The sequence below is a fragment of the Paractinoplanes rhizophilus genome (genome assembly GCF_042664765.1).
GTDB classification, from domain to species: domain Bacteria; phylum Actinomycetota; class Actinomycetes; order Mycobacteriales; family Micromonosporaceae; genus Actinoplanes; species Actinoplanes rhizophilus.
In genome coordinates this window covers 214,551-236,069 of the sequence record NZ_JBHTBJ010000005.1, presented here as the reverse complement: position 1 = coordinate 236,069, position 21,519 = coordinate 214,551, and the positions used below count along the sequence as shown (strand labels likewise).

Annotated in this window: 18 protein-coding genes and 2 pseudogenes; 16 read left to right on the top strand and 4 right to left on the bottom strand. The window is 72.5% G+C overall.

The window, feature by feature from the left end:
- The first annotated feature begins 208 nt into the window (after positions 1-208).
- A complete protein-coding gene (locus tag ACFQS1_RS10215; RefSeq protein ID WP_378966162.1) occupies positions 209-940 on the top strand; it encodes a Fic family protein in 732 nt (243 codons plus the stop codon).
- Positions 941-1,009: 69 nt separating this feature from the next.
- Positions 1,010-1,480 carry a PH domain-containing protein gene (locus ACFQS1_RS10210; protein WP_378966374.1) on the top strand — a complete coding sequence of 157 codons (471 nt, stop codon included), beginning with the start codon at positions 1,010-1,012 and terminating at the stop codon, positions 1,478-1,480.
- A 1,358-nt stretch (positions 1,481-2,838) separates the two neighbouring features.
- Here the strand turns inward: ACFQS1_RS10210 and ACFQS1_RS10205 are convergent.
- Complete coding sequence (locus ACFQS1_RS10205; protein ID WP_378966159.1) at positions 2,839-3,636, bottom strand: HAD family hydrolase; 798 nt, start codon at positions 3,634-3,636, stop codon at positions 2,839-2,841.
- Positions 3,637-3,981: 345 nt separating this feature from the next.
- Positions 3,982-4,344, bottom strand: coding sequence for an STAS domain-containing protein (locus ACFQS1_RS10200; protein ID WP_378966156.1), 363 nt, complete (start codon positions 4,342-4,344; stop codon positions 3,982-3,984).
- 229 nt (positions 4,345-4,573) lie between these two features.
- Here ACFQS1_RS10200 and ssd point away from each other — a divergent pair, with 229 nt between their 5' ends.
- From ssd to ACFQS1_RS10160, 8 genes are all read left to right on the top strand, one after another.
- Entirely contained in the window at positions 4,574-5,650 is a 1,077-nt protein-coding gene (gene ssd / locus ACFQS1_RS10195; protein WP_378966154.1) for a septum site-determining protein Ssd, read from the top strand.
- Positions 5,647-6,834: a TadA family conjugal transfer-associated ATPase gene (locus tag ACFQS1_RS10190; protein WP_378966152.1), complete on the top strand. Its 1,188-nt coding sequence runs from the start codon at positions 5,647-5,649 to the stop codon at positions 6,832-6,834. Before ssd ends, ACFQS1_RS10190 begins: the two co-directional genes overlap by 4 nt.
- Complete coding sequence (locus tag ACFQS1_RS10185; RefSeq protein WP_378966150.1) at positions 6,831-7,640, top strand: hypothetical protein; 810 nt, start codon at positions 6,831-6,833, stop codon at positions 7,638-7,640. Before ACFQS1_RS10190 ends, ACFQS1_RS10185 begins: the two co-directional genes overlap by 4 nt.
- A 176-nt stretch (positions 7,641-7,816) precedes the next feature.
- Complete coding sequence (locus ACFQS1_RS10180) at positions 7,817-7,993, top strand: hypothetical protein (RefSeq protein WP_378966147.1); 177 nt, start codon at positions 7,817-7,819, stop codon at positions 7,991-7,993.
- Positions 7,990-8,715 carry a type II secretion system F family protein gene (locus ACFQS1_RS10175; RefSeq protein WP_378966145.1) on the top strand — a complete coding sequence of 242 codons (726 nt, stop codon included), beginning with the start codon at positions 7,990-7,992 and terminating at the stop codon, positions 8,713-8,715. Before ACFQS1_RS10180 ends, ACFQS1_RS10175 begins: the two co-directional genes overlap by 4 nt.
- A 140-nt stretch (positions 8,716-8,855) precedes the next feature.
- Positions 8,856-8,984, top strand: a complete 129-nt coding sequence (locus tag ACFQS1_RS10170; RefSeq protein ID WP_378966372.1) for a DUF4244 domain-containing protein — start codon at positions 8,856-8,858, stop codon at positions 8,982-8,984.
- Positions 8,981-9,340: a TadE family type IV pilus minor pilin gene (locus ACFQS1_RS10165; protein WP_378966143.1), complete on the top strand. Its 360-nt coding sequence runs from the start codon at positions 8,981-8,983 to the stop codon at positions 9,338-9,340. The genes ACFQS1_RS10170 and ACFQS1_RS10165 overlap by 4 nt, the downstream gene beginning before the upstream one ends.
- Positions 9,337-9,735, top strand: a complete 399-nt coding sequence (locus ACFQS1_RS10160; RefSeq protein ID WP_378966140.1) for an Rv3654c family TadE-like protein — start codon at positions 9,337-9,339, stop codon at positions 9,733-9,735. The genes ACFQS1_RS10165 and ACFQS1_RS10160 overlap by 4 nt, the downstream gene beginning before the upstream one ends.
- 28 nt (positions 9,736-9,763) lie before the next feature.
- Here the strand turns inward: ACFQS1_RS10160 and ACFQS1_RS10155 are convergent.
- Positions 9,764-12,049 (bottom strand): annotated as a pseudogene (locus ACFQS1_RS10155) (DEAD/DEAH box helicase); the annotation flags it as partial.
- Positions 12,050-12,162: 113 nt separating this feature from the next.
- On the opposite strand from ACFQS1_RS10155, the gene ACFQS1_RS10150 reads away from it, so the two are divergent.
- The 6 genes and pseudogenes from ACFQS1_RS10150 to topA all read left to right on the top strand — a co-directional run bounded on the left by ACFQS1_RS10150 (position 12,163) and on the right by topA (position 20,098).
- Entirely contained in the window at positions 12,163-12,522 is a 360-nt protein-coding gene (locus ACFQS1_RS10150) for an STAS domain-containing protein (RefSeq protein WP_378966138.1), read from the top strand.
- Positions 12,519-12,959: an ATP-binding protein gene (locus ACFQS1_RS10145; protein ID WP_378966136.1), complete on the top strand. Its 441-nt coding sequence runs from the start codon at positions 12,519-12,521 to the stop codon at positions 12,957-12,959. The genes ACFQS1_RS10150 and ACFQS1_RS10145 overlap by 4 nt, the downstream gene beginning before the upstream one ends.
- A 247-nt stretch (positions 12,960-13,206) precedes the next feature.
- Complete coding sequence (locus ACFQS1_RS10140) at positions 13,207-15,561, top strand: sodium-translocating pyrophosphatase (protein WP_378966134.1); 2,355 nt, start codon at positions 13,207-13,209, stop codon at positions 15,559-15,561.
- Between the two features lie 82 nt (positions 15,562-15,643).
- Positions 15,644-16,174 carry a hypothetical protein gene (locus tag ACFQS1_RS10135; protein ID WP_378966131.1) on the top strand — a complete coding sequence of 177 codons (531 nt, stop codon included), beginning with the start codon at positions 15,644-15,646 and terminating at the stop codon, positions 16,172-16,174.
- A 15-nt stretch (positions 16,175-16,189) separates the two neighbouring features.
- Positions 16,190-16,486 (top strand): annotated as a pseudogene (locus tag ACFQS1_RS10130) (hypothetical protein); the annotation flags it as partial.
- A gap of 801 nt (positions 16,487-17,287) precedes the next feature.
- Entirely contained in the window at positions 17,288-20,098 is a 2,811-nt protein-coding gene (topA, locus tag ACFQS1_RS10125) for a type I DNA topoisomerase (RefSeq protein WP_378966129.1), read from the top strand.
- On the opposite strand, the gene ACFQS1_RS10120 is transcribed toward topA, so the two are convergent.
- Complete coding sequence (locus ACFQS1_RS10120) at positions 20,099-21,397, bottom strand: D-arabinono-1,4-lactone oxidase (protein ID WP_417629324.1); 1,299 nt, start codon at positions 21,395-21,397, stop codon at positions 20,099-20,101.
- Positions 21,398-21,519: the final 122 nt, after the last annotated feature.

Genomic DNA, 21,519 nt, shown 5'->3' with positions numbered 1-21,519 from the left:
GAGGGCGGCTCCTCTTTTCACTGGGTTCTCTTCGTTGCACATTAGTTCTGCCGCGGGGCCCCGGCGACACCTGCGGCGACGGGCGCGCCCGGTGGCATCTTGCGCGCGCTGGATGACCGACTGCTGCTTGGTACTGCGCGAATCTTGCCAGTTGCGAGCCCCTTTGCGCACCCCAGGTTTCGCCCGTCTTACCCGCTACGGTGGTCGGGTGGACCCTCTCGCACCGCTGCTCGATCTTGCCGACGTCGCCGACTCCCTCGCCGCCGCCCGCGACCGGGTGGACGCCGCGATGCGGCACCGCGCGTTGCGCCGGCACGGTGGCCAGGTCGCGGCCGAGGCGTCGCTGCGGGCCGCGGTGGCGAGCGCCGCGCTCGAGGGCCATCCCTACGACGTCGAGGAGATCCGCGGCGGCACGGTCACCGATCCGGTGGTGCAGGGGTCGCTGCGGGTGGCCGAGGGCCTCGGCGGCCTGGTCGACCTCTGGCCCCGCGCGCCGCGGCAGGTGCTGGCCAAGCTGCACGTGCTGGCCGCGCGCGGCGTCGTCCCCGCCGACGACCTGGGCCGCCTCACCGGCGGCGCCGATCGGGTGGACGCGCTGGCCCGGCTGGTCGCCGGCAATGCGGAGACGCCACCCCTGCTGCTGGCCGCCATCGTGCACGCCGAGCTCATCACGCTGCGCCCGTTCGCCGGCCCCGCCGGGGTCGTCGCCCGCGCCGCCGCCCGCCTGACGCTGATCGGCCGCGGCCTCGACCCCCGTGGCCTGGTCGCCGTCGAGATCGGGCATCTCGCCCGCGAGCCGGAATACGTCGGCTCGGCCGGCGCCTACGCCACCGGCACCCCCGACGGCCTCCGCTCCTGGCTGCGCCACTACGCCGCCGCGGTCTCCACGGCCGCCGACGAGCTGGCCGTCATCGGCGATGGGGTTCTGGCCGCGGCCTGATCGGCCAAACTTTCCGTCAAGCGGGTCTCACGGCCCGTGCACGCTGGGATACTCGCTCCCGTGGACGAAATGTGGTTCCGCCCGTACTCGCCCGGCCCCGGCCGCTGGCTGGTGATCGGCTGGGAGGCGCTCGCACTCGCCCTCCTCGCCTGGGCCACGATCCGCCAGTTCGACCTGACCGGCCAGGGCGTCAAGCTGGTCGCGTGCGCCCTGGCGGCGCTCTGGGTGATCGGCGCCCACCGGATCCTGCAGATGGGCGCCTACGTCGGCGCCACCGGCCTGCGCATCCACGGCCTGATCCGCTCCCGCACCATGTCCTGGCGCGACGTCGCCCATGTGCGCTTGCACAAGGCCAGCCATCGCGTCGGGCCCTGGCGGATCGAGAGCGGCATGACCGTGCTCATCGAGCGGCGCGACGGCTCGATGGTCAACACCGAGCTGTGGGACCAGGGCATCGATTTCCACTCCCGGCCGTCGGTGTTCCGCGCGGTCTACCACGAGCTGCGTAACCGCCATTTAGCCGCCCAAAACACCTATTGAGTACGGGTCCGACAGAGTCCCCGCGTCGCCCCGGCGAGCTGATTGCAACTCACCGTCCCGTGCCGCCCGCGCCGGGCTGTGGCTGCATGCCGGATGCGCGCAAACCTCCGGTCACGCTCCCGCCTGACTCACCCCGGGGATCTTGATGATCTGCTGCACCCTCCTCGCCGCATGTCATCACGATCCGGCCGGCTGTGGGGCCGAGCGCGGCGTTGTTCGCGGCGTTGCCCCGGAGCTCTGATGATTTGGCGTTCGCGGTTGACTCCAGGTCATCACGATCCAGGCGGTCGCGGCGTTGCCCCGGAGCTCTGATGATTTGGCGTTCGCGGCTGGCTCCAGGTCATCACGATCCAGGCGGTCGCGGCGTTGCCCCGGAGCTCTGATGATTTGGCGTTCGCGGCTGGCTCCAGGTCATCACGATCCAGGCGGTCGCGGCGTTGCCCCGGAGCTCTGATGATTTGGCGTTCGCGGTTGACTCCAGGTCATCACGATCCAGACGGCGTGGCGCTGGGGCCAGGTGGCGCCATGGAGGCGGTGACCTGGGAGCGGCTCGGCCTCGCAGGAGTGTCGGCTCTAATTCCGGGGCGGTCGAGGCCCGGCTTGTGGTGTGGCGGCGGGGTGCGGTGGTGTGGCGGCGGCGCCGCGGTGGTTCGGTGGCGGGCGCGGCGCGGGGCGCGGTGGTTCGGTGGCGGGGCGCCGTGGCGTGGGTAGCGGGCGGGGCGCCGTGGCGTGGGTAGCGGGCGGGGCGCCGTGGCGTGGGTAGCGGGCGGGGCGCGGTGGTGCGGGTGGCGGCGCGGTGGTGCGGGTGGCGGCGGGGCGCGGTGGTGCGGGTGGCGGCGCGGTGGTGCGGGTGGCGGCGCGGCGCGGTGGTGTTGTGGCGGCGGGCGGCACGCCGTGTGCGGCGGCGGGTGCACAAAATAGAGCCGGCGTCCCGCTAGGGGCGCCGGCTTTAGCGCGTCCGGACCGGGTTATCAAGCGTGCACCTGGGTCGTTGTCGACAGTCCTGAAGCCTCTCGGCTGAGGTCCCGCCGCAACGTGCCTGCCGTGGCTGATCGCGCGTGGGTTCCCGGTGGCCGTGCACGAGCGCCGATGCGCGTGACCGTGGAGCGATGGCCTTCCGAAGCTCAGGTATCCCGACCCCCGGGTCTCCCCGGCTCCTGGTCCTCCGCAACGGTTCTCGCCAGTTCTTTCTACGCCGCTCGCCGCTTGATCGCCAGGGCTTCAGGCTGGCAAACCTCGCCTTCCAGAGTAGTCAGACCAATGCCATTCGCGCTGCTCACTGGCCCTCGGTGCCGGGCGGCAATCACTCTTTGCGCTGCTGAGCGCACGTTCCGGGGTGGTCTCGGGTGCCGTGTTAATTAAACGGCGGCGCGTGAGCGGCGATGCCTGGCGTAAAGGGCCAAGCCGATCGCGGCGCCGACGCCGACGCCCAGCGCGGCCGCCACCGGGACGGCCGGACGGTCTCGCAGGCGCTTGCCGACCGGGATGGGGTTGCGGAACTCGAGGATCGGCCACGAGTTCTCCAGCGCCGCGCGGCGCAGGGCCCGGTCGGGATTCACGACGCTCGGGTGGCCCACCGCGGTGAGCAGGGGCAGGTCGCTGGCCGAGTCGGAGTAGGCGTAGCAATCCGCCAGGTCGTAGCCCCGGCTCGCGGCCAGCGCTTGCACGCCGACCACCTTGTTGGGGCCGGCGGCGTAGAACTCGATCTCGCCGCTGTACCGGCCGTCGACGATGCGCATGCGGGTGGCGATCACGTCGGTGATGCCGAGCAGGGCGCCGATCGGGCGGACCATCTCCTCGCCGGAGGCCGACACCAGCACGACGTCGCGGCCGGCCGCCTGATGTTCGCTGATCAGGATGGCGGCCTCGGCGTACACGTAAGGGTTTATCAGTTCGTCGAGGGTCTCGGCGATGACCTGTTGCACCTGCTCGACCCGCCAGCCCTTGGTGAGCGCGGCCAGGTAGTCGCGCGTGCGGGCCATGGCCTGCTCGTCACCCCCGCCACCCAGGCGGAACATGAGCTGAGCGTAAGCGGATTTGACGACGTCGCGGCGGCTGATCAGGCCATCACGGTAGAACGGCCGTCCGAAGGCCAGCGCGCTGGACTTGGCGATGACGGTCTTGTCAAGGTCGAAAAACGCGGCGCTGCGCCCCACGGGCCGAAAGTGTAGCCGCAAGTCGGTCATCCCCGTCGTCCCCGGTGCGGCGCGCGGAGGCTTGGTGACGCGCTGTGAAATCAGTCAGACGGGCAGCACCCACGCACCGAGCCACAATCGGTACTCGACGGGTGTGCCTTTCGTGAGGCATGCTAGTGCTGTTGCGATCGGGATTCATGTATCGCGGTCGCCTCATTGACTGTCCGCTTCCATCACCTGACCCTCGGTGGTTGCGCCCCCCGCGATCACCGAGTCGATTCGGCTCGACCCCCCCGGAGCCGAATCCTCGGACGGCCCCCGTCTCCCCCGACGGGGGTCGTTCCCTATGTGGTGGCGGCTCTTCTCCTACGTTCCCGAGGCTTCGCTCTCCACCGCGGTGGCCCGCACCTCCGCGTCGGTCAGCCCGAACAGCTCGGACAGGCCGGTGATGTCGAGGACCCGGCGGAACAACGGAGTCGGGTTCACGACAACGAATCGGGCGCCGGCCGCGTTGGCTTCCTTGTAGGCCTCGATCAGCGCGCCGAGGCCCGTCGTGTCGATGAAGTCGGCCTTTTCCAGATCCACGCGGAGGGTCGGCGGCGACCACTCGCGGACGGCCTCGCGTGCGCGGCCGGTGAGCTCGTCGCAGTTGGCGAAGTCGATCTCCCCGTGCACGGTGACAGTGGCTGTGCCGTCGTCGGCGAGCGTGCGCTGGATCGAGCTTTCCATGCCAACCCCATCAATCCCGTGTCGGCATCAACATACCCAACCGGTGCCGCCCGTACGCCGGTTGATGCCCGATTTATCCCGCTACGCATAGCAGATCAACCGCGGCCGTGCGGGTTATCCACACCGGCCCGAGTTATCCACAGACGTCGGCCGACGGCCTTGCCGGGCGGTGCGGCCCTCCGCGACGGTGGGCGCCTCATCCACCCCGACGCCGTGTTGGAGAGCCACGATGCCCGCTCCGCGCCTGCCCCTCGTCGTGACCGCCGACCAGGAGCTTCTCGACGACCTGGTGCGCCTCGCCGCCGCCGGCGGCACCGAGGTCGTCGTCGCCGCCGACCCGCTCTCGGCCGGCCCGGCGGTCACCGCCGCGCCCATGGTCGTCTTCGGCGCCGATGTCGTCGTCGCATGCCTGCGGGCCGGTCTGCCCCGCCATTCCCGCACGGTGATCGTGGCCCGCCGCAAGTGGCCACCCGGCGTCGACGCGGTGGCCGAGCGGCTCGGCGAGGTTCACGTCTGCCTGTTGCCGGACGGCGAGGCCTGGCTGGTCGACCGGTTCGCCTCGTTGCCGCATTCCGACCCGCCCCTGGCCCGCACCATCGCCGTGATCGGGGGTAGCGGCGGCGCGGGCGCCAGCATCCTCGCCGGCGGGCTCGCGGTCACCGCCGTCCGGGCCGGGCACCGCACCCTGCTCGTCGACGGCGACCCGCTCGGCGGCGGCCTCGACGTGCTGCTCGGCTGGGAAGCGCAAGACGGCCTGCGATGGCCCGCGCTGGCCCAGGCCGGCGGCCGGGTCGACCCGCCGGGGCTGCTGCGCGCCCTGCCGCAGCGCGGCGACCTGGTGCTGTTGTCGTTCGCCCGGGACGAGCCGGCGTCGGTGCCCAGCGAGGCGATGGCCGCCGCCCTCCACGCCGGCCGCCGCGCCCGCGATGTGATCGTGGCGGACCTGCCTCGGCGACTCGACGACCCGTCGGTGCTCGCGCTCCAGACCGCCGACCGGGCCGTGCTGGTCGTCCGGCCCGAGCTGCGGGCCCTCGCCGGCGCCCGTGGGGTGGCGCAGGCGATCCGGGTGCACCGCGGCGACCTCGCGGTGGTGGTGCGCGGCCCGGCGCCCGTTCCGCTCCCGCCCCGCGAGGTCGCCAAGGCGCTCGAGCTTCCGCTGGCCGGGGTGCTGCGCGCCGAGCCCGACATGCTGGTGGAGATCGAGAACGGCAAGGGTCCGGCGCACGCGGCGCGCGGGCGGCTCGCCGCGCTGTGCCGCGAGCTTCTCGACAACCTGCTCCACGAGCGGCGGAGCGCGGCGGCATGACGACGTACGGGGAGCTCACCACGTCGGTGCGGCAGCAGTTCGCGGTCGGCGGCGTGGAGGCCACGCCCGCCGCGGTGGTCCACGCGGTGCGCCGGGAGACCGGGTCGCTCGGCGATCACGCCGTGCTGCGCCTGGCCGACCGGGTGCACGACGAGCTCGTCGGCGCCGGGCCGCTCGCGCCGTTCCTGGCCCATCCCGAGGTGACCGACGTGCTGGTGAACGGCAAGCAGGTCTGGGTCGACCGGGGCGCCGGGCTGGAACGGGCCGGCGAGATGTTCCGCGACTACGACGAGGTACGGCGGCTCGCCCAGCGGCTGGCGGCGGCGTGCGGGCGTCGGCTCGACGACGGTCAGCCCTACGCCGACGCCCGCCTGCCGGACGGCACCCGGCTGCACGCGGTGCTGCCGCCGGTGGCCACCGACGGGCCGTACCTGTCGCTGCGGACCTTCCGTCAGCGGCCGTTCACGCTGGACGACCTGGTCGAGCACGGCACCCTCGCCCAGACCGCGGCGCCGGTGCTGCGGGCCATCGTGCAGGCCCGCCTGGCGTACCTCGTCACCGGCGGAACCGGCAGCGGCAAGACGACGCTGCTGGCCACGCTGCTCGGGCTCGTGCCGCCGACCGAGCGGATCGTGCTGGTCGAGGACGCGGCCGAGCTCCGGCCGGTGCATCCGCACGTGGTCGCGCTGCAGGCACGTACCGCCAACGTGGAGGGGGCGGGGGCGATCGGGCTGACCGATCTGGTGCGGCAGGCGCTGCGGATGCGGCCCGACCGGCTGGTGGTCGGGGAGTGCCGTGGCGCGGAGATAGTCGATCTGCTGGGCGCGCTGAACACGGGGCACGACGGCGGGGCGGGGACGCTGCACGCCAACACGGCGGGCGACGTGCCGGCGCGGCTGGAGGCGCTGGGGCTGCTCGGTGGATTGCCGCGGGCCGCGCTGCACGCGCAGGTGGTGGCGGCGCTGCAGGTGGTGCTGCACGTTCGGCGTACGGCCCGGGGGCGGTCGCTCGAGTCGGTGAGCGTGCTGCTGCCGGCCGGGGAGCAGCGGCTCGCGACCGTGGTGCCGGCCTGGAGGCGTACGCGTGGGGCCGCGCCGGGCGCGACGGCGCTGGCACGGCTGCTGGCCGGTCGCGGGGTCGCCGTGCCGGCGGTCCTCGAGCCTGCGCCGGGGGTGGGTGCATGAGCACGCTCCTGGTGGGGTGCCTCGTGGCCGTGGCCGCGGTGTTCGCCTGGCCCGCGGTGTTCGCCCGGCCCGCACGGCGCCGCCTCTCGTGGGCGTCGCCGCGGGCGGTCGTCGCCGGCGTGAGTGCCGCCGCGGCGGCCGGGCTGGCGGTCGGCGGGCCGGTGCTCGCGGTGGTGGCCGGCGCCTATGCCGGGCTGGCCGGCCGGGCGGTGCTGCGGCGGACGGCTCGGCGGCGGGCGCGGGCGTGGCGGGCGGCCGCGCTTGCGGGTCTGGGAGCGCTGGCGGCCGATCTTCGGGCGGGGCTGCCGCCCGCCGGTTCGGGTCGGGGAGCGCTGGCGGCCGATCTTCGGGCGGGGCTGCCGCCCGCCGGTTCGGCGCGGGGCGAGTTTGCCCATGCGGTGGCCGATGTCGGTCCAGGACGCGCCGGAGCGGCCGGCCCCGGCCGGTCCGCGCCGGAGGCCTGGACGACCGGGCGTCTTGAGCGGCTGGCGTCGTCGGTGTGGCGGCTGGCCGAGCGGACCGGGGCGCCGGCGGCCGACCTCGTCGAGCGGATCGAGGCGGACGCGCGGGCGGCGGATCGTGCCGCCGACTCCGCGGCGGCCCAGGCGGCCGGGGCGCAGGCCACGGCGTTGCTGCTGGCCGGGCTGCCGGCCGGCGGGATCGGCCTGGGAATCGGGATCGGCGCCGACCCGGTGGGAGTGCTGCTGCACACCCCGATGGGCGCGGCGTGCGCGGCCGGGGCCGTGGTGCTGCAGACCGGCGGCCTGATCTGGACCGACCGGCTCACGGCGGGGGCGACGCGATGAACAACGCGACGGCGGGCCCGTGCTGGGAGCCGGGCGCGGATAGCTCGAAGGATGCGACGAGTGCGATGCCCGGCCCGCCCTCGCCCGCGTCGGTTTCGCCCGCGTCGGTTTCGCCCGCGTCGGCCTCGCTCGCCGCGCGGGGTCCGGTAAGGGACACGATGGAGGAGCGGTGTCAGTTGGACGCGCTCCTGAGCCCGGGCGGGCCGGTTCGGCTTGGGGTGCGGCCCTGCTGCCTCGCCGCGCTGGTGGGGCGTCGCCGGCCCGAGCCGGAGCCGGTGGCGGACGAGGGGGCCGCCGGGGACGCCTCGCTGGTGTGCGCGGCGGCCGAGGTCGAGATGCGGGTGTCGCCATGACCTTGGTGGCTCTGATGGCGGCCGGCCTGCTGCTGGTGCTGACGTTGCGGCGCCGAGTGCCTCGGCGGCGGCTCGACCGGCTGCGGCGCAGCTTCACTCCGTTGCCGGAGCGGAAGCCCGCGGGCGAGGGGCGCCTTCTCCGGATCGGTCTGGCGGTGATCGCGGGCGCCGCCGTCGCCGGGCTGATCGGGTCCTGGTGGGGTCTGGCCATCGGAGCGGCCGCCGGCGTGGGCGTCGAGCGGTACCTGCGGCGGCGCGAGCCACCCGCGAAACGACGGGACCGGCTCGCCGCCCTGGCCGACCTGCCGCTCGGCGCCGACCTCCTGGCGGCGGCACTGCGGGCCGGGTCGCCGATCGACCGGGCCGCCGCCGCGGTGGCCGAGGCGCTGGGCGGGCCGCTCGGCGAACGGCTGCAGCGGACGGCGCGGTCGCTTCGGCTCGGTGCGGAACCGGCCGAGGCCTGGCAACACCTCGACGGCCTCGACGGCGCCGAGCGGCTGGTCGCGGCGGCCGTCCGGTCGAGCGCCAGCGGGGGAGCGCTCGCCGGGGCGCTCGGCCGGCTCGCCGACGACCTGCGCGCCGACCGGTCCGTCGCGGCCGAGGCGGCCGCCCAGCGGGCCGCGGTGCTGATCGTGCTGCCGCTGGGGGTGTGCTTCCTGCCGGCGTTTCTGCTGGCCGGACTCGCCCCGGTCGTGATCGCGGTGCTTCAGGACGTGCTCTGAACCGCCCAGACCTCTGTGACCTCGCGTCACGGACTCGACGGCGGCCCGTCGGCCGCCGCCAACCACAACCGAAGGAGAACCACGTGCGCAAACTGATCGCGAACTTCGCCCGGCTCCGGGTGGAGGCCGGCGACGCCGGGATGAGCACCGTCGAGTACGCCGTCGGCACGCTCGCCGCGGTGACGTTCGCCGGCGTTCTGCTCAAGGTCGTCGGGGGCGAACGAGTGCAGGCCGCGCTCGCCGCGATCATCGACCGGGCCCTGCAGTGATCCAGCGCCGGCCGCCCGGACGCGACCGGGGATCGTTCACCGCCGAGCTCGCGGCCGGGCTGCCGGCGCTCATCATGCTGCTCCTGGCCGGGCTCACCGCGGTCGCGGCGGTGACGGCCAAGGGGCAGTGCGTCGACGCGGCGCGCGAAGGGGCGATCGCGGGCGCCCGGGGCGAGGGTGCGACCGCGGCGGCGGACCGGGTGGCGCCACCGGGGGCGAGCATCGACGTAGCGACCGGCGACGACGCGGTCACCGTCGTCGTGCGGGCGCCGGTGCGGATGCTGGGCGCACACCTTCCGGCGATCACGGTCGAGGGCCGAGCGGTCGCGGCCCGGGAGCCCGGGGTGATCGAATGACCCGGGACGACCCCATGATCGGCCGGCCAGAAGGGCGACGAGATCCGGATCGGGGAGGAGCCTCGATCTTTCTGCTGGCCGTCGGGCTGGCGTTGGTGCTGGCCGGGCTCGGCGGTACGGCGATCGGCTCGGCCCGGGTCGCGCGGCACCGGGCACATACCGCGGCCGATCTGGCGGCGCTGGCCGCGGCGATGCGGGCGATCGAGGGCGAGGACGCGGCGTGCGCGCGGGCGGCGGACTTCGCGGCGGCGAACGGCGGGCGGCTGACGTTCTGCACGGTCGACGGGCTGGAGGTGGTGGTCTGGGCCGAGGTGGAGGTCGAGCCGATGCCGGGGATGGTGCGGCACGCGAAGGAGGGCGCCCGAGCGGGCCCGCTCTTCGGTCCCGCGGGCTGAGCGCCCCGGGCGGTACGACGGCATTTCAGGGGAGCGCGGCGAGGACGGCGTCCAGCACGGCCACGGCGCCGGGCTTGTCGAGGGGATTGTTGCCGTTGCCGCACTTCGGGGACTGGACGCAGGACGGGCAGCCGGCCTCGCACCCGCACGCGGCGATCGCGTCCCGGGTCGCGGCCAGCCAGGCCGCCGCCGTCTCGTACGCGCGCTCGGCGAAGCCCGCCCCGCCCGGATGGCCGTCGTAGACGAAGACCGTCGGCGCCTCGGTGTCAGGGTGGTGGGCCGTCGAGAGGCCGCCGATGTCCCAGCGATCGCATGTCGCCATCAGCGGGAGCAGACCGATCGCGGCATGCTCGGCCGCGTGCAGGGCGCCCGGGAAGTCGGGCGGCTCGACCCCGGCCGCCTCCAGCGCCCGCGGCGACACGGTGAACCACACCGCCACCGTCCGCAGCTCGCGTGGTGGCAGGTCGAGTGGCCGGGTGTCGATCACCTCGCCCGAGCCGATGCGGCGGCGCTGATACGAGACCACCTGGTTCGTCACGTCGACCTCGCCGAGGAAGAGCCCGACCGGGCCGGCGTCCACATACGAGCGGACGCTCACCACCGACAAGTCGGTCACGTCGCGGGCATGCGTCGACCAGTCCGGCTCCTCCTGGTGCACGAGCGCCACCGCGTCCTCGAGGTCGAGGTCGTCGACCACGTACGTCACGCCCTGGTGCAGATAGACCGCGCCGGCGTGCAGCATGACGTGCGACGAGCCGGCGTCGACCGTGCCCAGCAGCCGGCCGGTCGACGACTCGACGACCTGCACCGGCGCGCCGCCGGTGCCGCGCAGGTCCACGTCGGGCCGGCCCTGGTGCGTCCAGTACCAGCCGGTCGGCCGGCGGCGCAGCACCCCGGCCTCGGTGAGACCGTCGACCGCCGCCCGCGCCCCGCTGCCGAAGAGCGCGAGGTCGGCGGTCGTGAGGTGGGATTCCGACGCGGCGCAGCACAACTGCGGCCCCAGGACGTACGGGTTGCCGGGATCGAGCACAGTCGCCTCGACCGGCCGGCCGAACAGCGCCGACGGGTGGTGCACCAGGTACGTGTCCAGCGGATCGTCCCGGGCGATCAGCACCGCCGTCGCCGACCCGCCCGCGCGCCCGGCCCGACCGGCCTGCTGCCACAGCGACGCCCGCGTGCCCGGGTAGCCGCAGATCAGCACCGCGTCCAGCCCCACCAGGTCGACGCCCAGCTCCAGCGCGTTCGTCGAGGCCAGCCCGAGCAGCTCGCCGGTCAGCAGCTGCCGCTCGATCTCCCGCCGGTCCTCCTTGAGATAGCCGGCCCGGTACGCGGCCACCCGCTCGCCCAGCCCCGGCACCGCCTCGTCCAGCTGGCGCCGGGTCACCGCCGCCACCACCTCGGCCCCGCGCCGCGACCGGACGAACGCCAGCGTCCGCGTCCCGCTGACCACCGCGTCGGTCAGCAGGTCGGCCGTTTCCCGCAGGGCCGACCGTCGCACCTGCGGAAAGTCCTCCGCCAGAAGCGAAGTCGAAGGCGGCAGGACCGGCGGCTCCCAGAGCGCGAACGTCATCGCCCCGCGCGGCGACGTGTCCTCGGTGATCGCCGTGACCGGCGCCCCGACCAGCCGCGCCGCCGCCTCGGCCGGGTCGCCCGAGGTGGCCGACGCGAGGATGAACGTGGGCTTCCCGCCGTACCGGGCGGCCAGCCGGCGCAGCCGGCGCAGGACATGCGCGACGTGCGAGCCGAAGACCCCGCGGTAGGCGTGGCACTCGTCGATCACCACGTACGAGAGCCACCGGAGAAAGGTCGCCCACCGTTCGTGCCCCGGCAGCATCTCATGATGCAACATATCCGGATTAGTCAGGACGAAGCGCGAGTGCTGCCGGATCCACTCCCGTTCCTCGCGCGCCGTGTCACCGTCGTAAGTGGCCGGCCGTACGTCGGAAAGACCGAAACCCGCGACCGCCCGCAACTGATCCGCCGCCAGGGCCTTCGCCGGCGCTATGTAGAGCGCCGTGGCGCGGGGATCGCTCAACAGCCGGGCCAGCACCGGCAGCTGATAGCCCAGCGACTTGCCCGACCCCGTCCCGGTCGCCAGCACGACGTGCCGCCCATCGAAGGCGAGCGATGCGGCCGCCGCCTGATGCTCCCACGGCGCGGCGATGCCCCGCTCCCGGCAGGCCGCCACGAGCGCGGGCGGAGCCCAGGACGGCCAGGCCACGCGCTTGCCCGCCCGGGCCGGCAGCCGCTCGATGTGGGTCACCGAGGGCGAGGAAAGCAGCGGCCGGTGCGCGGTGGACGTCACGCGTTGCACTCTGACATCGGTATGGGCGCAACCTCAAACGGGTACCTGGGGTGGGTGCCGTGCGCCGCGGCAACCCGGGCGGTGGTTAGATTCGCAGGGGAGATCCGCAGGGAGGAGGAGCGATGGAGCTGTCCCTTGCGACTCGGACCGTCGCCGAGCACACGGTGCTCGAGGTGGGCGGCGAGGTCGACGTCTACACGGCTCCGAGGCTGCGTGAGCGCCTCGTGGAGCTCGTCGACGCGGGCGCCCGCAACGTGGTTGTCGACCTGGGTGGCGTCGAGTTCCTCGACTCCACGGGCCTGGGCGTGCTGGTCGGGGCGATGAAGCGGCTGCGCGTCGCGCAGGGGCGGTTCGGCCTGGTCTGTTCCAAAGAGCCGCTGCTGAAGATCTTCCGGATCACCGCGCTGGACCAGGTTTTCCCGATCTACCCCACGATCGAGGCGGCGACCGCAGACAGCGACGGCAGCGGTCCGACTTCGTGATGGCGACGGTCCGTCTGTCCTTCTCGCCGGCGCCGGTCCATGTCCGGACCGCGCGGCTTGTCGGCGTGGCGGTCGCTCGGCGGGCGGGGGTCGCCGAGGAACTGCTCGACGAGGTGCGGCTGGCGATCGGCGAGGCGTGCACGCGCGCGGTCGCCCTGCACGTCCAGTACGGCCTGCCCGATCTCGTGACGGTCGAAATGTCTGATTCGGACTCATATGCCGTTCGGGTGATTGATCATGCCCCGATCGAGGCGAGCGTGGGCCTGGCCAAACTGCCGCCCGACGAGCTCGCCGACGAGTCGCTGACCGACGACGAGCTCACCACTGGAGTGGGCTTCGCCCTGCTCGCCGGATTTGTCGATGACCTGCAGGTTCGCCCGGTCGAGGACGGTCCCGGCACGGAGGTCCGAATGGTGTGGCCGGTGCAGCGCAGGTGACCCGCTAAAGATCAAAAAAGATGGGTACCCCTCTGGCGCCGCGCTAACACAGCGGCGAACATCACCACGACACGGTCGGAACCGGGTGTGACCACCACCACGACCGGCCGATACAGTACGCGAGTTATCAGCTACTGCTCCTGGTCCCGCGTCCGCGGGGCCCAGTTGTCGTCTCCCCGGTAACGGGGATGCGCCCGGGCGTTTTCGTCCGTCGCCTCGGGTGCGGTCGTTGTACAGGAGGACATTGATGTCCGGGACTTTGATAACTTCTGCCGCGGGCGGAGTGTCCCTGAGTGGTTCCAACGTCACATTCATCATCGTCGCGCTGGTCTTCGCGCTCATCGCGCTGGGCTTCGCCGCGATGTTCGTCCAGTCGGTTCTGAAGACCGGGCGAGGCACCAAGAACATGCAGGAGATCGCCGGCGCCGTGCAGGAAGGCGCGTCGGCGTACCTGTTCCGTCAGTTCAGGACACTGGCGATCTTCGTAGTGATCGCGGTCGTCTTGCTCTACCTGCTGCCGGTGCACGAAACCGACAACGAGGTCTGGGTCAAGATCGGCCGCTCGCTGTTCTTCGTCGTGGGCGCGGTCTTCTCGTCGTTCATCGGCGGCGCGGGCATGGCCCTCGCGACCCGGGCGAACCTGCGGGTGGCCGCGGCCGCCGGCGAGCAGGGCGGCCGCGAGACCGCGATGGGCATCGCGTTCCGCACCGGCGGCGTGGTCGGCTTCCTCACCGTCGGCCTGGGCCTGTTCGGTGGCGCGCTCGTCGTGCTGATCTTCAACAGTGACGCGCCGACCGTGCTCGAGGGCTTCGGCTTCGGCGCCGCGCTGCTCGCGATGTTCATGCGGGTCGGCGGCGGCATCTTCACCAAGGCCGCCGACGTCGGCGCCGACCTGGTCGGCAAGGTGGAGCAGGGCATCCCCGAGGACGACCCGCGCAACGCCGCGACCATCGCCGACAACGTGGGCGACAACGTCGGCGACTGTGCCGGCATGGCGGCCGACCTGTTCGAGTCGTACGCCGTCACCCTGGTCGCCGCGCTGATCCTGGGCCAGGCCGCGTTCGGCCAGGACGGCCTGATCTTCCCGCTGATCGTCTCGACGATCGGCATCGTGATCGCCGTCGTCGGCGTGTTCATCACCCGGCTGCGTCCGTCCGACAAGAACGGTCTCACCGCGATCAACCGGGCCTTCTACATCTCGGCCGCGCTCTCCGCGATCGCGGTGGCCGTGGTCAGCTTCATCTACCTGCCGAGCTCGTTCGCCGGCTTCAACGACACGGGCATCGGCGACGACATCGTCAACAGCGGCCGCGACCCGCGCTGGGTCGCCGTCGGCGCGGTGGTGATCGGCATCGTGCTGGCCGCCGCCATCCAGGCGCTGACCGGCTACTTCACCGAGACCAACCGCCGCCCGGTGCAGGACATCGGCAAGTCGTCGCAGACCGGCCCGGCCACCGTCGTGCTGGCCGGCATCAGCGTCGGCCTCGAGTCGGCCGTCTACTCGGCGCTGCTGATCGCCGCCGGCGTCTACGGCGCGTTCCTGCTCGGCGGCTCGTCGCTGACCCTGTCGCTGTTCGCGGTGGCGCTCGCCGGCACCGGCCTGCTCACCACGGTCGGCGTCATCGTCGCCATGGACACCTTCGGCCCGATCTCCGACAACGCGCAGGGCATCGCCGAGATGTCCGGCGACATCGACGAGCACGGCGCGCAGATCCTGACCGAGCTCGACGCGGTCGGCAACACCACCAAGGCGATCACCAAGGGCATCGCGATCGCGACCGCCGTGCTCGCGGCGACGGCGCTGTTCGGCTCGTACACGAACAGCCTGGCCAGCTCGCTGGCCGACGCCGGGATCAAGGACGTCGGGGCCGAGATCCTCGGCCTGCTCAACATCGCCAACCCGCGCAGCCTGGTCGGCCTGCTCATCGGCGCCGCGGTGGTCTTCCTCTTCTCCGGCCTGGCGATCAACGCGGTCTCCCGCTCGGCCGGCGCGGTCGTGATGGAGGTCCGCCGCCAGTTCCGCGAGCACCCGGGGATCATGGACCGCACCGAGCGGCCCGAGTACGGCCGGGTCGTCGACATCTGCACCCGGGACGCGCAGCGCGAGCTGCTCACCCCCGGCCTGCTGGCGATCATGGCCCCGATCGCGGTCGGCTTCGGCCTCGGCGCCGGCGCGCTGGCGGCCTACCTGGCCGGCGCGATCGGCGCCGGCACGCTGATGGCGGTGTTCCTGGCCAACTCCGGTGGCGCCTGGGACAACGCCAAGAAGCTGGTCGAGGACGGCTCGTACGGCGGCAAGGGCTCCGAGGCCCACGCGGCGACGGTCATCGGCGACACCGTGGGCGACCCGTTCAAGGACACCGCGGGTCCGGCGATCAACCCGCTGCTCAAGGTGATGAACCTGGTCTCGCTGCTGATCGCGCCGGCCGTGGTGAGCTGGAGCATCGGCTCGGACGCCAACACCCCGCTGCGGGTCACCATCGCGATCGTGGCGGCGGCGATCGTCGTCGCGGCCGTCGTCATCAGCAAGCGCAAGCCGATCTCGATGGGCGACGACACCCCGGTGGACAACTCGACGCCGACCGAGAAGGTCAGCGCCTGACGATCATCGACGGGGGTGCCCGCGAGGGCACCCCCGCCAGCACCGTGGAAGGTTGTCACACCCGGGCCGTACGCTGCTTCCCATGCGTGCGGCCCGTCCCCTCTCGGTTGTGCTTCTGGTCGCGCTCGTCCTGAGCGCCGCGGCGTGTGGGAGCGCGCACAACGCGCGTGCCTGGGCCGCGTCGGTGTGCGGCACGCTGAGTCCGTGGCGCACCGAGATCGGCTCGCTCACCACCCGTGCCCAGCAGCAGATCAACGTCAACACCACGCCCACCCAGGCCAAGGAAAATCTGAGCCGGCTCTTCGCCGGCGCGCAGAAGGCGAGCGAGCGGGCCCGCGCCGGGGTGGCCGAGGCCGGCGTGCCCGACGTGGACAACGGCAAAAAGATCGCCGAGGGCTTCACCGGCGCGCTGGCGGGCCTGCGCGACGCCTACGGCAAGGCCGCCACCGGCATCGACGGCCTGGCCACCACCCCCGCCAAGGTCTTCTACCAGCAGGTGGAAAAGGTCGTCGCCCAGCTCAACACCGACTACCAGGCGAGCAGCCTCGACACGAGCAAGCTCGACTCCCCCGAGCTCAAGCAGGCCTTCGACGAAGTGCCCGAGTGCCGCTGAGGTGACCGACCCGCGATGACCGAGACGGGGTGGCCGCTGATCCCGCGCGAGGTGCTGCCCGCGCCGATCGCGGCTGCCGCCAAACGCCGGCCGCCGCCGCGTCCCCAGGTTCCCGATCTCGGCCGCCAGCTGCCGTTCTTCGGCGCCGAAACCACCGAGCCGTCGCCCGCCGACCTGGCCGGTCTGCTCGCGGGCCCGGGCCGGCTCGGCCGGATGGGCGGCACGGCGCGCGTGTCGGTCGAGGTCGAGGACGCCTGGCGGGTGCACGTTCTGGTGCCCGAGCTGGTCGTCCGGGGCCTGACCGCCCAGTGGCGGCCGCTGCCGGCAGACTCCTCCGCTGCGGATGAGCCGGTCGACCCTGATCTTCTGGAGGATGGCCGGGGAGATCCACCACACCCGGACGCCGGCCGGCGCGTTCCTGCACCAGGGGAGCTCTCTCTCACAACCGGCCGGCGTCCGGCCGCAAGTGAGGAGGAGTCCGAGACAACGGAGGAGCTCGGCCGCCGGGAGGTCCGTCACAAAGAGGTAGAAGCAAGCCAAACGCCGCAGGAGCCGGAACCCCCTCCGCCGCCGCGGTTCGAGGTGCTCACGGCGTACACCAGGAGGTTGAACGGCCTGGCCCGTGGCTGGCCGGAGGCCGCCACGCAGCTCTTCCTCTCCGGACCCCGACTCCGGCTCTGGGTCGCGGCGGCGGGTAAACCCGTGCCGGGCGGGTACTCTTTGGGCCTGGACCCGGTCAAGGACTCGGTCGCGGTCGATGCCGCGCTGGTGCGAGCCGGTCTGGCCGGCCGCCTGTCGGATGACGGACGCCACTATCTGATCGCCGGTAAAAAACGCCTCCGGCGGCTCGCCGAGCTGGTCGGTGAGCGCCCGGACGCGGCGCCGGAGCGGATGTGGCCGTCGGCGGCGGGCGCGTGATCTTCCTGGATTGTGTGCGACACGACTCACCTTTCGCGGTGTACGGTGTCGCCGTCGGACGCATGCGGTGGCCGGACCGTTACCATCCGACTCCGGGGTTACCCGGGAATGTGGTCTCGTCCGGCGCGTTACGTTGAAAGTCTGTGCCCCGCCGGTAGAGACGGCGGGACGCTGAGTGCGAAGTTTGGGAGTGCCGTGCCGAGTGACACCAGGACGACGCGTCTGGTCATCGTCGAGTCTCCGTCGAAGGCCAAGACGATCGCCGGTTATCTGGGCCCCGACTATTTTGTCGAGGCCTCCTTCGGCCATGTCCGCGATCTGCCGCGCAACGCCGCCGACGTGCCCGCCAAGTACAAGGGCGAGTCGTGGGCGCGGCTCGGCGTCGACGTCGACAACGGCTTCCACGCGCTCTACGTCGTCTCCTCCGACCGCAAGCAGCAGATAGCCAAGCTGCAGAAGCTGGCGAAGGAAGTCGACGAGATCTTCCTCGCCACCGATGAGGACCGCGAGGGCGAGGCGATCGCCTGGCACCTGGTCGAGACGATCAAGCCCAAGGTCCCGGTCAAGCGGATGGTCTTCCACGAGATCACCAAGCCGGCCATCCAGGCCGCGGTGGCCAACCCGCGCGACATCGACCGCGACCTGGTCGACGCGCAGGAGGCCCGCCGGATCCTCGACCGCCTGTACGGGTACGAGGTGAGCCCGGTCCTGTGGAAGAAGGTGATGCCCCGCCTCTCCGCCGGGCGGGTCCAGTCGGTGGCGACGCGCATCGTGGTCGAGCGTGAGCGTCAGCGCATGGCGTTCCGCACCGCCGAGTACTGGGACATCCTGGCCACCCTCGCCGTGCAGGGAAAGCGGGAGGGCCCGCGCAACTTCAACGCCACGCTGATCGCGCTGGACGGCGACCGGATCGCCACCGGCAAGGACTTCGAGCCCACCACCGGCCAGGTCCGGCCCGGCGCCGGCGTGGTGCACCTCGACGAGGCCGGCGCCCGCGGGCTGGCCGCCCGCCTGGAAGATCGGCCGTTCACGGTCACCCGGGTCGAGGAGAAGCCGTACCGCCGCCGCCCCTACGCGCCGTTCATCACCTCGACGCTCCAGCAGGAAGCGGCCCGCAAGCTGCGGTTCTCGGCCTCGCAGACGATGCGCACCGCGCAGCGGCTGTACGAGAACGGGTACATCACCTACATGCGTACCGACTCGGTGAACCTCTCCGAGACGGCCTTGACCGCCGCCCGCCGGCAGATCGGCGAGCTCTACGGCGCCAACAACGTGCCGCCGCAGCCGCGCCGCTACACCGGCAAGGTCAAGAACGCCCAGGAGGCGCACGAGGCGATCCGCCCCGCCGGCGACAACTTCCGCACCCCGGGCGAGGTGGCGAACGAGCTTTCCGGCGACGAGTTCCGGCTGTACGAGCTGATCTGGCGCCGCACGATCGCGTCGCAGATGACCGACGCCGTCGGCAACTCGGTGAGCGTGCGGATCCGGGCGATCTCCACCTCGGGCGAGGAGGTCGACTTCGCCGCGTCCGGCAAGACGATCACCGACCCGGGCTTCCTGCGCGCCTACGTCGAGTCGTCCGACGACGAGAACGCCGAGGCCGAGGACGCCGAGCGCCGCCTGCCCACCCTGGTCAAGGACCAGCCGCTGACCGCCGAGGAGCTGGCCGCGACCGGGCACCACACCACGCCGCCGGCCCGCTACACCGAGGCGTCGCTGGTCAAGGCCCTCGAGGAGCTGGGCATCGGCCGCCCGTCGACGTACGAGTCGATCATGCGGACGATCCAGGACCGGGGGTACGTGGAGAAGCGCGGCCAGGCCCTGATCCCGTCGTTCCTCGCGTTCGCGGTGATCGGCCTGCTCGAGGGGCACTACCCTCGACTGGTCGACTACAACTTCACCGCGGCCATGGAGACCCAGCTCGACGACATCGCTGGTGGCGACCACGCGGCGCTGGACTTCCTGACCTCCTTCTACTTCGGCAGCCAGACGGCCGGCGGCGCCGACGACACCATCGCCGCCGCCGGCGGGCTGAAGAAGATGGTGACCGAGAACCTCAGCGCCATCGACGCGCGCTCGGTCAACTCGATCCCGCTGTTCACCGACGACAGCGGCCGCAACGTCGTGGTGCGGGTCGGCCGCTACGGCCCCTACCTGCAGCGCCAGTTGCCCGAGGCGACCGAGGAGTCGCCCGAGGACCGGGTCTCCATCCCCGAGGGGGTGGCCCCCGACGAGCTGACCCCGGAAAAGGTCAACGAGCTGTTCCTCGGCGGTGGCGGCGAGCGGTCGCTGGGCGAGGACCCGGCCACCGGCGAGCCGGTGCAGCTCAAGTCGGGCCGCTTCGGGCCGTACGTGCAGGCCGGCGAGCGCAAGTCGTCGCTGTTCCGCAGCCAGTCTCCCGAGACCCTGACGCTCGAGCAGGCGCTGCGGCTGCTGAGCCTGCCGCGCGCCCTGGGCAAGGACCCGGAGGGCGCCGAGGTCGTCGCGGCCAACGGCCGATACGGGCCCTACGTCAAGCGTGGCGACGACTTCCGGTCGCTGGAGAACGAGGACCGCCTCTTCACCGTCACGCTCGACGAGGCGCTCGCCCTGCTCTCCCAGCCCAAGTCGCGGCAGCGCCGGGAGGCCAAGCCGCCGCTGCGCGAGATGGGCCCCGACCCGGTCACCGAGAAGCCAATGGTGATCAAGGAGGGCCGCTTCGGGCCGTACGTGACCGACGGGGAGTACAACGCCTCCCTGCGGCGCGGGCAGACGCCCGAGGAGCTCACCGTCGAGCAGGCCTCCGAGATGCTGGCCGAGAAGCGGGCGAAGGGCCCGGCGCCCCGCAAGAAGGCCACCGCGAAGAAGGCCGCGGCCAAGAACACCGAGCCGGCCGCCGTCAAGAAGACCGCCGCCAAGAAGGCTCCGGCCAAGAAGGCGACCCCGGCCAAGAAGGCGGCGGCCGCCAAGAAGGCCACCCCGGCCAAGAAGGCCGCCCCCACGAAGGCGACGGCCTCCGCCGAGTGATCAGCCGAGCACCCGGTCCAGGTATTCGTTGCTGAAGACCCGGGCCGGGTCGATCCGGTCGCGCACGGCCACGAAGTCGTCGAACTTCTCGTAGACCGGGCGCAGGTCCTCGGCCGTGCGGTAGTGCAGCTTGCCCCAGTGCGGGCGCCCGCCGAGCGGCCGGCAGACCGCCTCGACCGCCCGGAAGTACGGCTCGTAGTCGACCCCGGTGAACTGGTGCACCGCCACGTACGCCGACTCGCGCCCGTACCCGTGCGAGAGCCAGATGTCGTCCGGCCCGGTGAAGCGCACCTCGACCGGGAACTGGACCTTGAACGGCAGGGCCGCGATCACCCGGGGGAGCGCGTCGATGACCTCGGGCAGGGCGGCGCGCGGGATCTCGTACTCCATCTCGGTGAAACGCACCCGCCGCGGCGTACAGAAAACCCGGTCGGACCGCTCGGTGTAGGTCCGCGCGGTCAGCGCGCGGGCCGCGACGGCGCTGGCCGTCGGCACCACACCGGGCACCGCCCGGCCGAGCCGGCAGACCGCGCCGAAGACCGTGTTGGACAGGAACTCGTCGTCCATCCAGCCGCGGAACCTCGACAGCGGCCGGTCGTGCGCCGGCACCTTGTTATTGATCTTCAGCTGGGCCCGGTCGGTGTACGGGTACCAGTAGAACTCGACGTGGTCGTTGGCCGGGATCCACTCGTCCAGGCCGGCCAGCACGTCCGCGAGGGCCATCGGCCGCTCGTCCGCCAGCAGCGTGAACGCGTCCACGCACCGCAGCGTCACCTCGACCAGGATGCCCAGCGCGCCCAGCCCGAGCCGCGCGGCCGGGAAGATCGGGTCGTCTTTGCCCACCTCGAGCACCTCGCCCACGCCGGTCACCAGCTTGACCGCCTCGACGCACGAGGCCAGCGTCGAGTGCCCGGCGCCGGTGCCGTGCGTTCCGGTCGAGATCGCCCCGGCCACCGTCTGCTGGTCGATGTCGCCGAGGTTGGGCATGGCCAGCCCGTGCTCGGCGAGGATCGCGTTCAGCACGTGCAGCGGCATCCCGGCCTGGACGGTCACCAGCGGCGCATCGACCGACACCAACCCGGCCAGGCGGTGCAGGAACAACCGCTGGTCGTCGGCGACAGCGATGGCTGTGAATGAGTGCCCGCTGCCCACCGCCTTGACCCGGCGTCCGGAATCGGACGCTGCCTTGACCTGGGCCGCGACCTCGTCGACAGTGCCAGGAGTCAGCACATCGATCGCGTGGGCCCGCTGATTGCCGCCCCAGTTGGACCAGCGGCGCGCGATGACAGGGGTCGTCATTATGGCTTTGTCCTCCGTACGAGCGGACAGTCGCACAAAACTGGGCGTGTGGAGTGTCCTCCGCGTCCCGTCGATGCCCCTCGCTCGTTGATCCGAGTAACGTTCCGATTATCACGCTTGAG

Excerpts from the sequence above, each read along its gene's own strand:
- ACFQS1_RS10210 (WP_378966374.1), top strand. The coding sequence starts at position 1,010 with ATGTGGTTCCGCCCGTACTCGCCCGGCCCCGGCCGCTGGCTGGTGATC.
- ACFQS1_RS10200 (WP_378966156.1), bottom strand. The coding sequence starts at position 4,344 with ATGGAAAGCTCGATCCAGCGCACGCTCGCCGACGACGGCACAGCCACT.
- ssd (WP_378966154.1), top strand. The coding sequence starts at position 4,574 with ATGCCCGCTCCGCGCCTGCCCCTCGTCGTGACCGCCGACCAGGAGCTT.
- ACFQS1_RS10190 (WP_378966152.1), top strand. The coding sequence starts at position 5,647 with ATGACGACGTACGGGGAGCTCACCACGTCGGTGCGGCAGCAGTTCGCG.
- ACFQS1_RS10185 (WP_378966150.1), top strand. The coding sequence starts at position 6,831 with ATGAGCACGCTCCTGGTGGGGTGCCTCGTGGCCGTGGCCGCGGTGTTC.
- ACFQS1_RS10175 (WP_378966145.1), top strand. The coding sequence starts at position 7,990 with ATGACCTTGGTGGCTCTGATGGCGGCCGGCCTGCTGCTGGTGCTGACG.
- ACFQS1_RS10170 (WP_378966372.1), top strand. The coding sequence starts at position 8,856 with ATGAGCACCGTCGAGTACGCCGTCGGCACGCTCGCCGCGGTGACGTTC.
- ACFQS1_RS10160 (WP_378966140.1), top strand. The coding sequence starts at position 9,337 with ATGACCCGGGACGACCCCATGATCGGCCGGCCAGAAGGGCGACGAGAT.
- ACFQS1_RS10150 (WP_378966138.1), top strand. The coding sequence starts at position 12,163 with ATGGAGCTGTCCCTTGCGACTCGGACCGTCGCCGAGCACACGGTGCTC.
- ACFQS1_RS10140 (WP_378966134.1), top strand. The coding sequence starts at position 13,207 with ATGTCCGGGACTTTGATAACTTCTGCCGCGGGCGGAGTGTCCCTGAGT.
- ACFQS1_RS10135 (WP_378966131.1), top strand. The coding sequence starts at position 15,644 with ATGCGTGCGGCCCGTCCCCTCTCGGTTGTGCTTCTGGTCGCGCTCGTC.
- ACFQS1_RS10120 (WP_417629324.1), bottom strand. The coding sequence starts at position 21,397 with ATGACGACCCCTGTCATCGCGCGCCGCTGGTCCAACTGGGGCGGCAAT.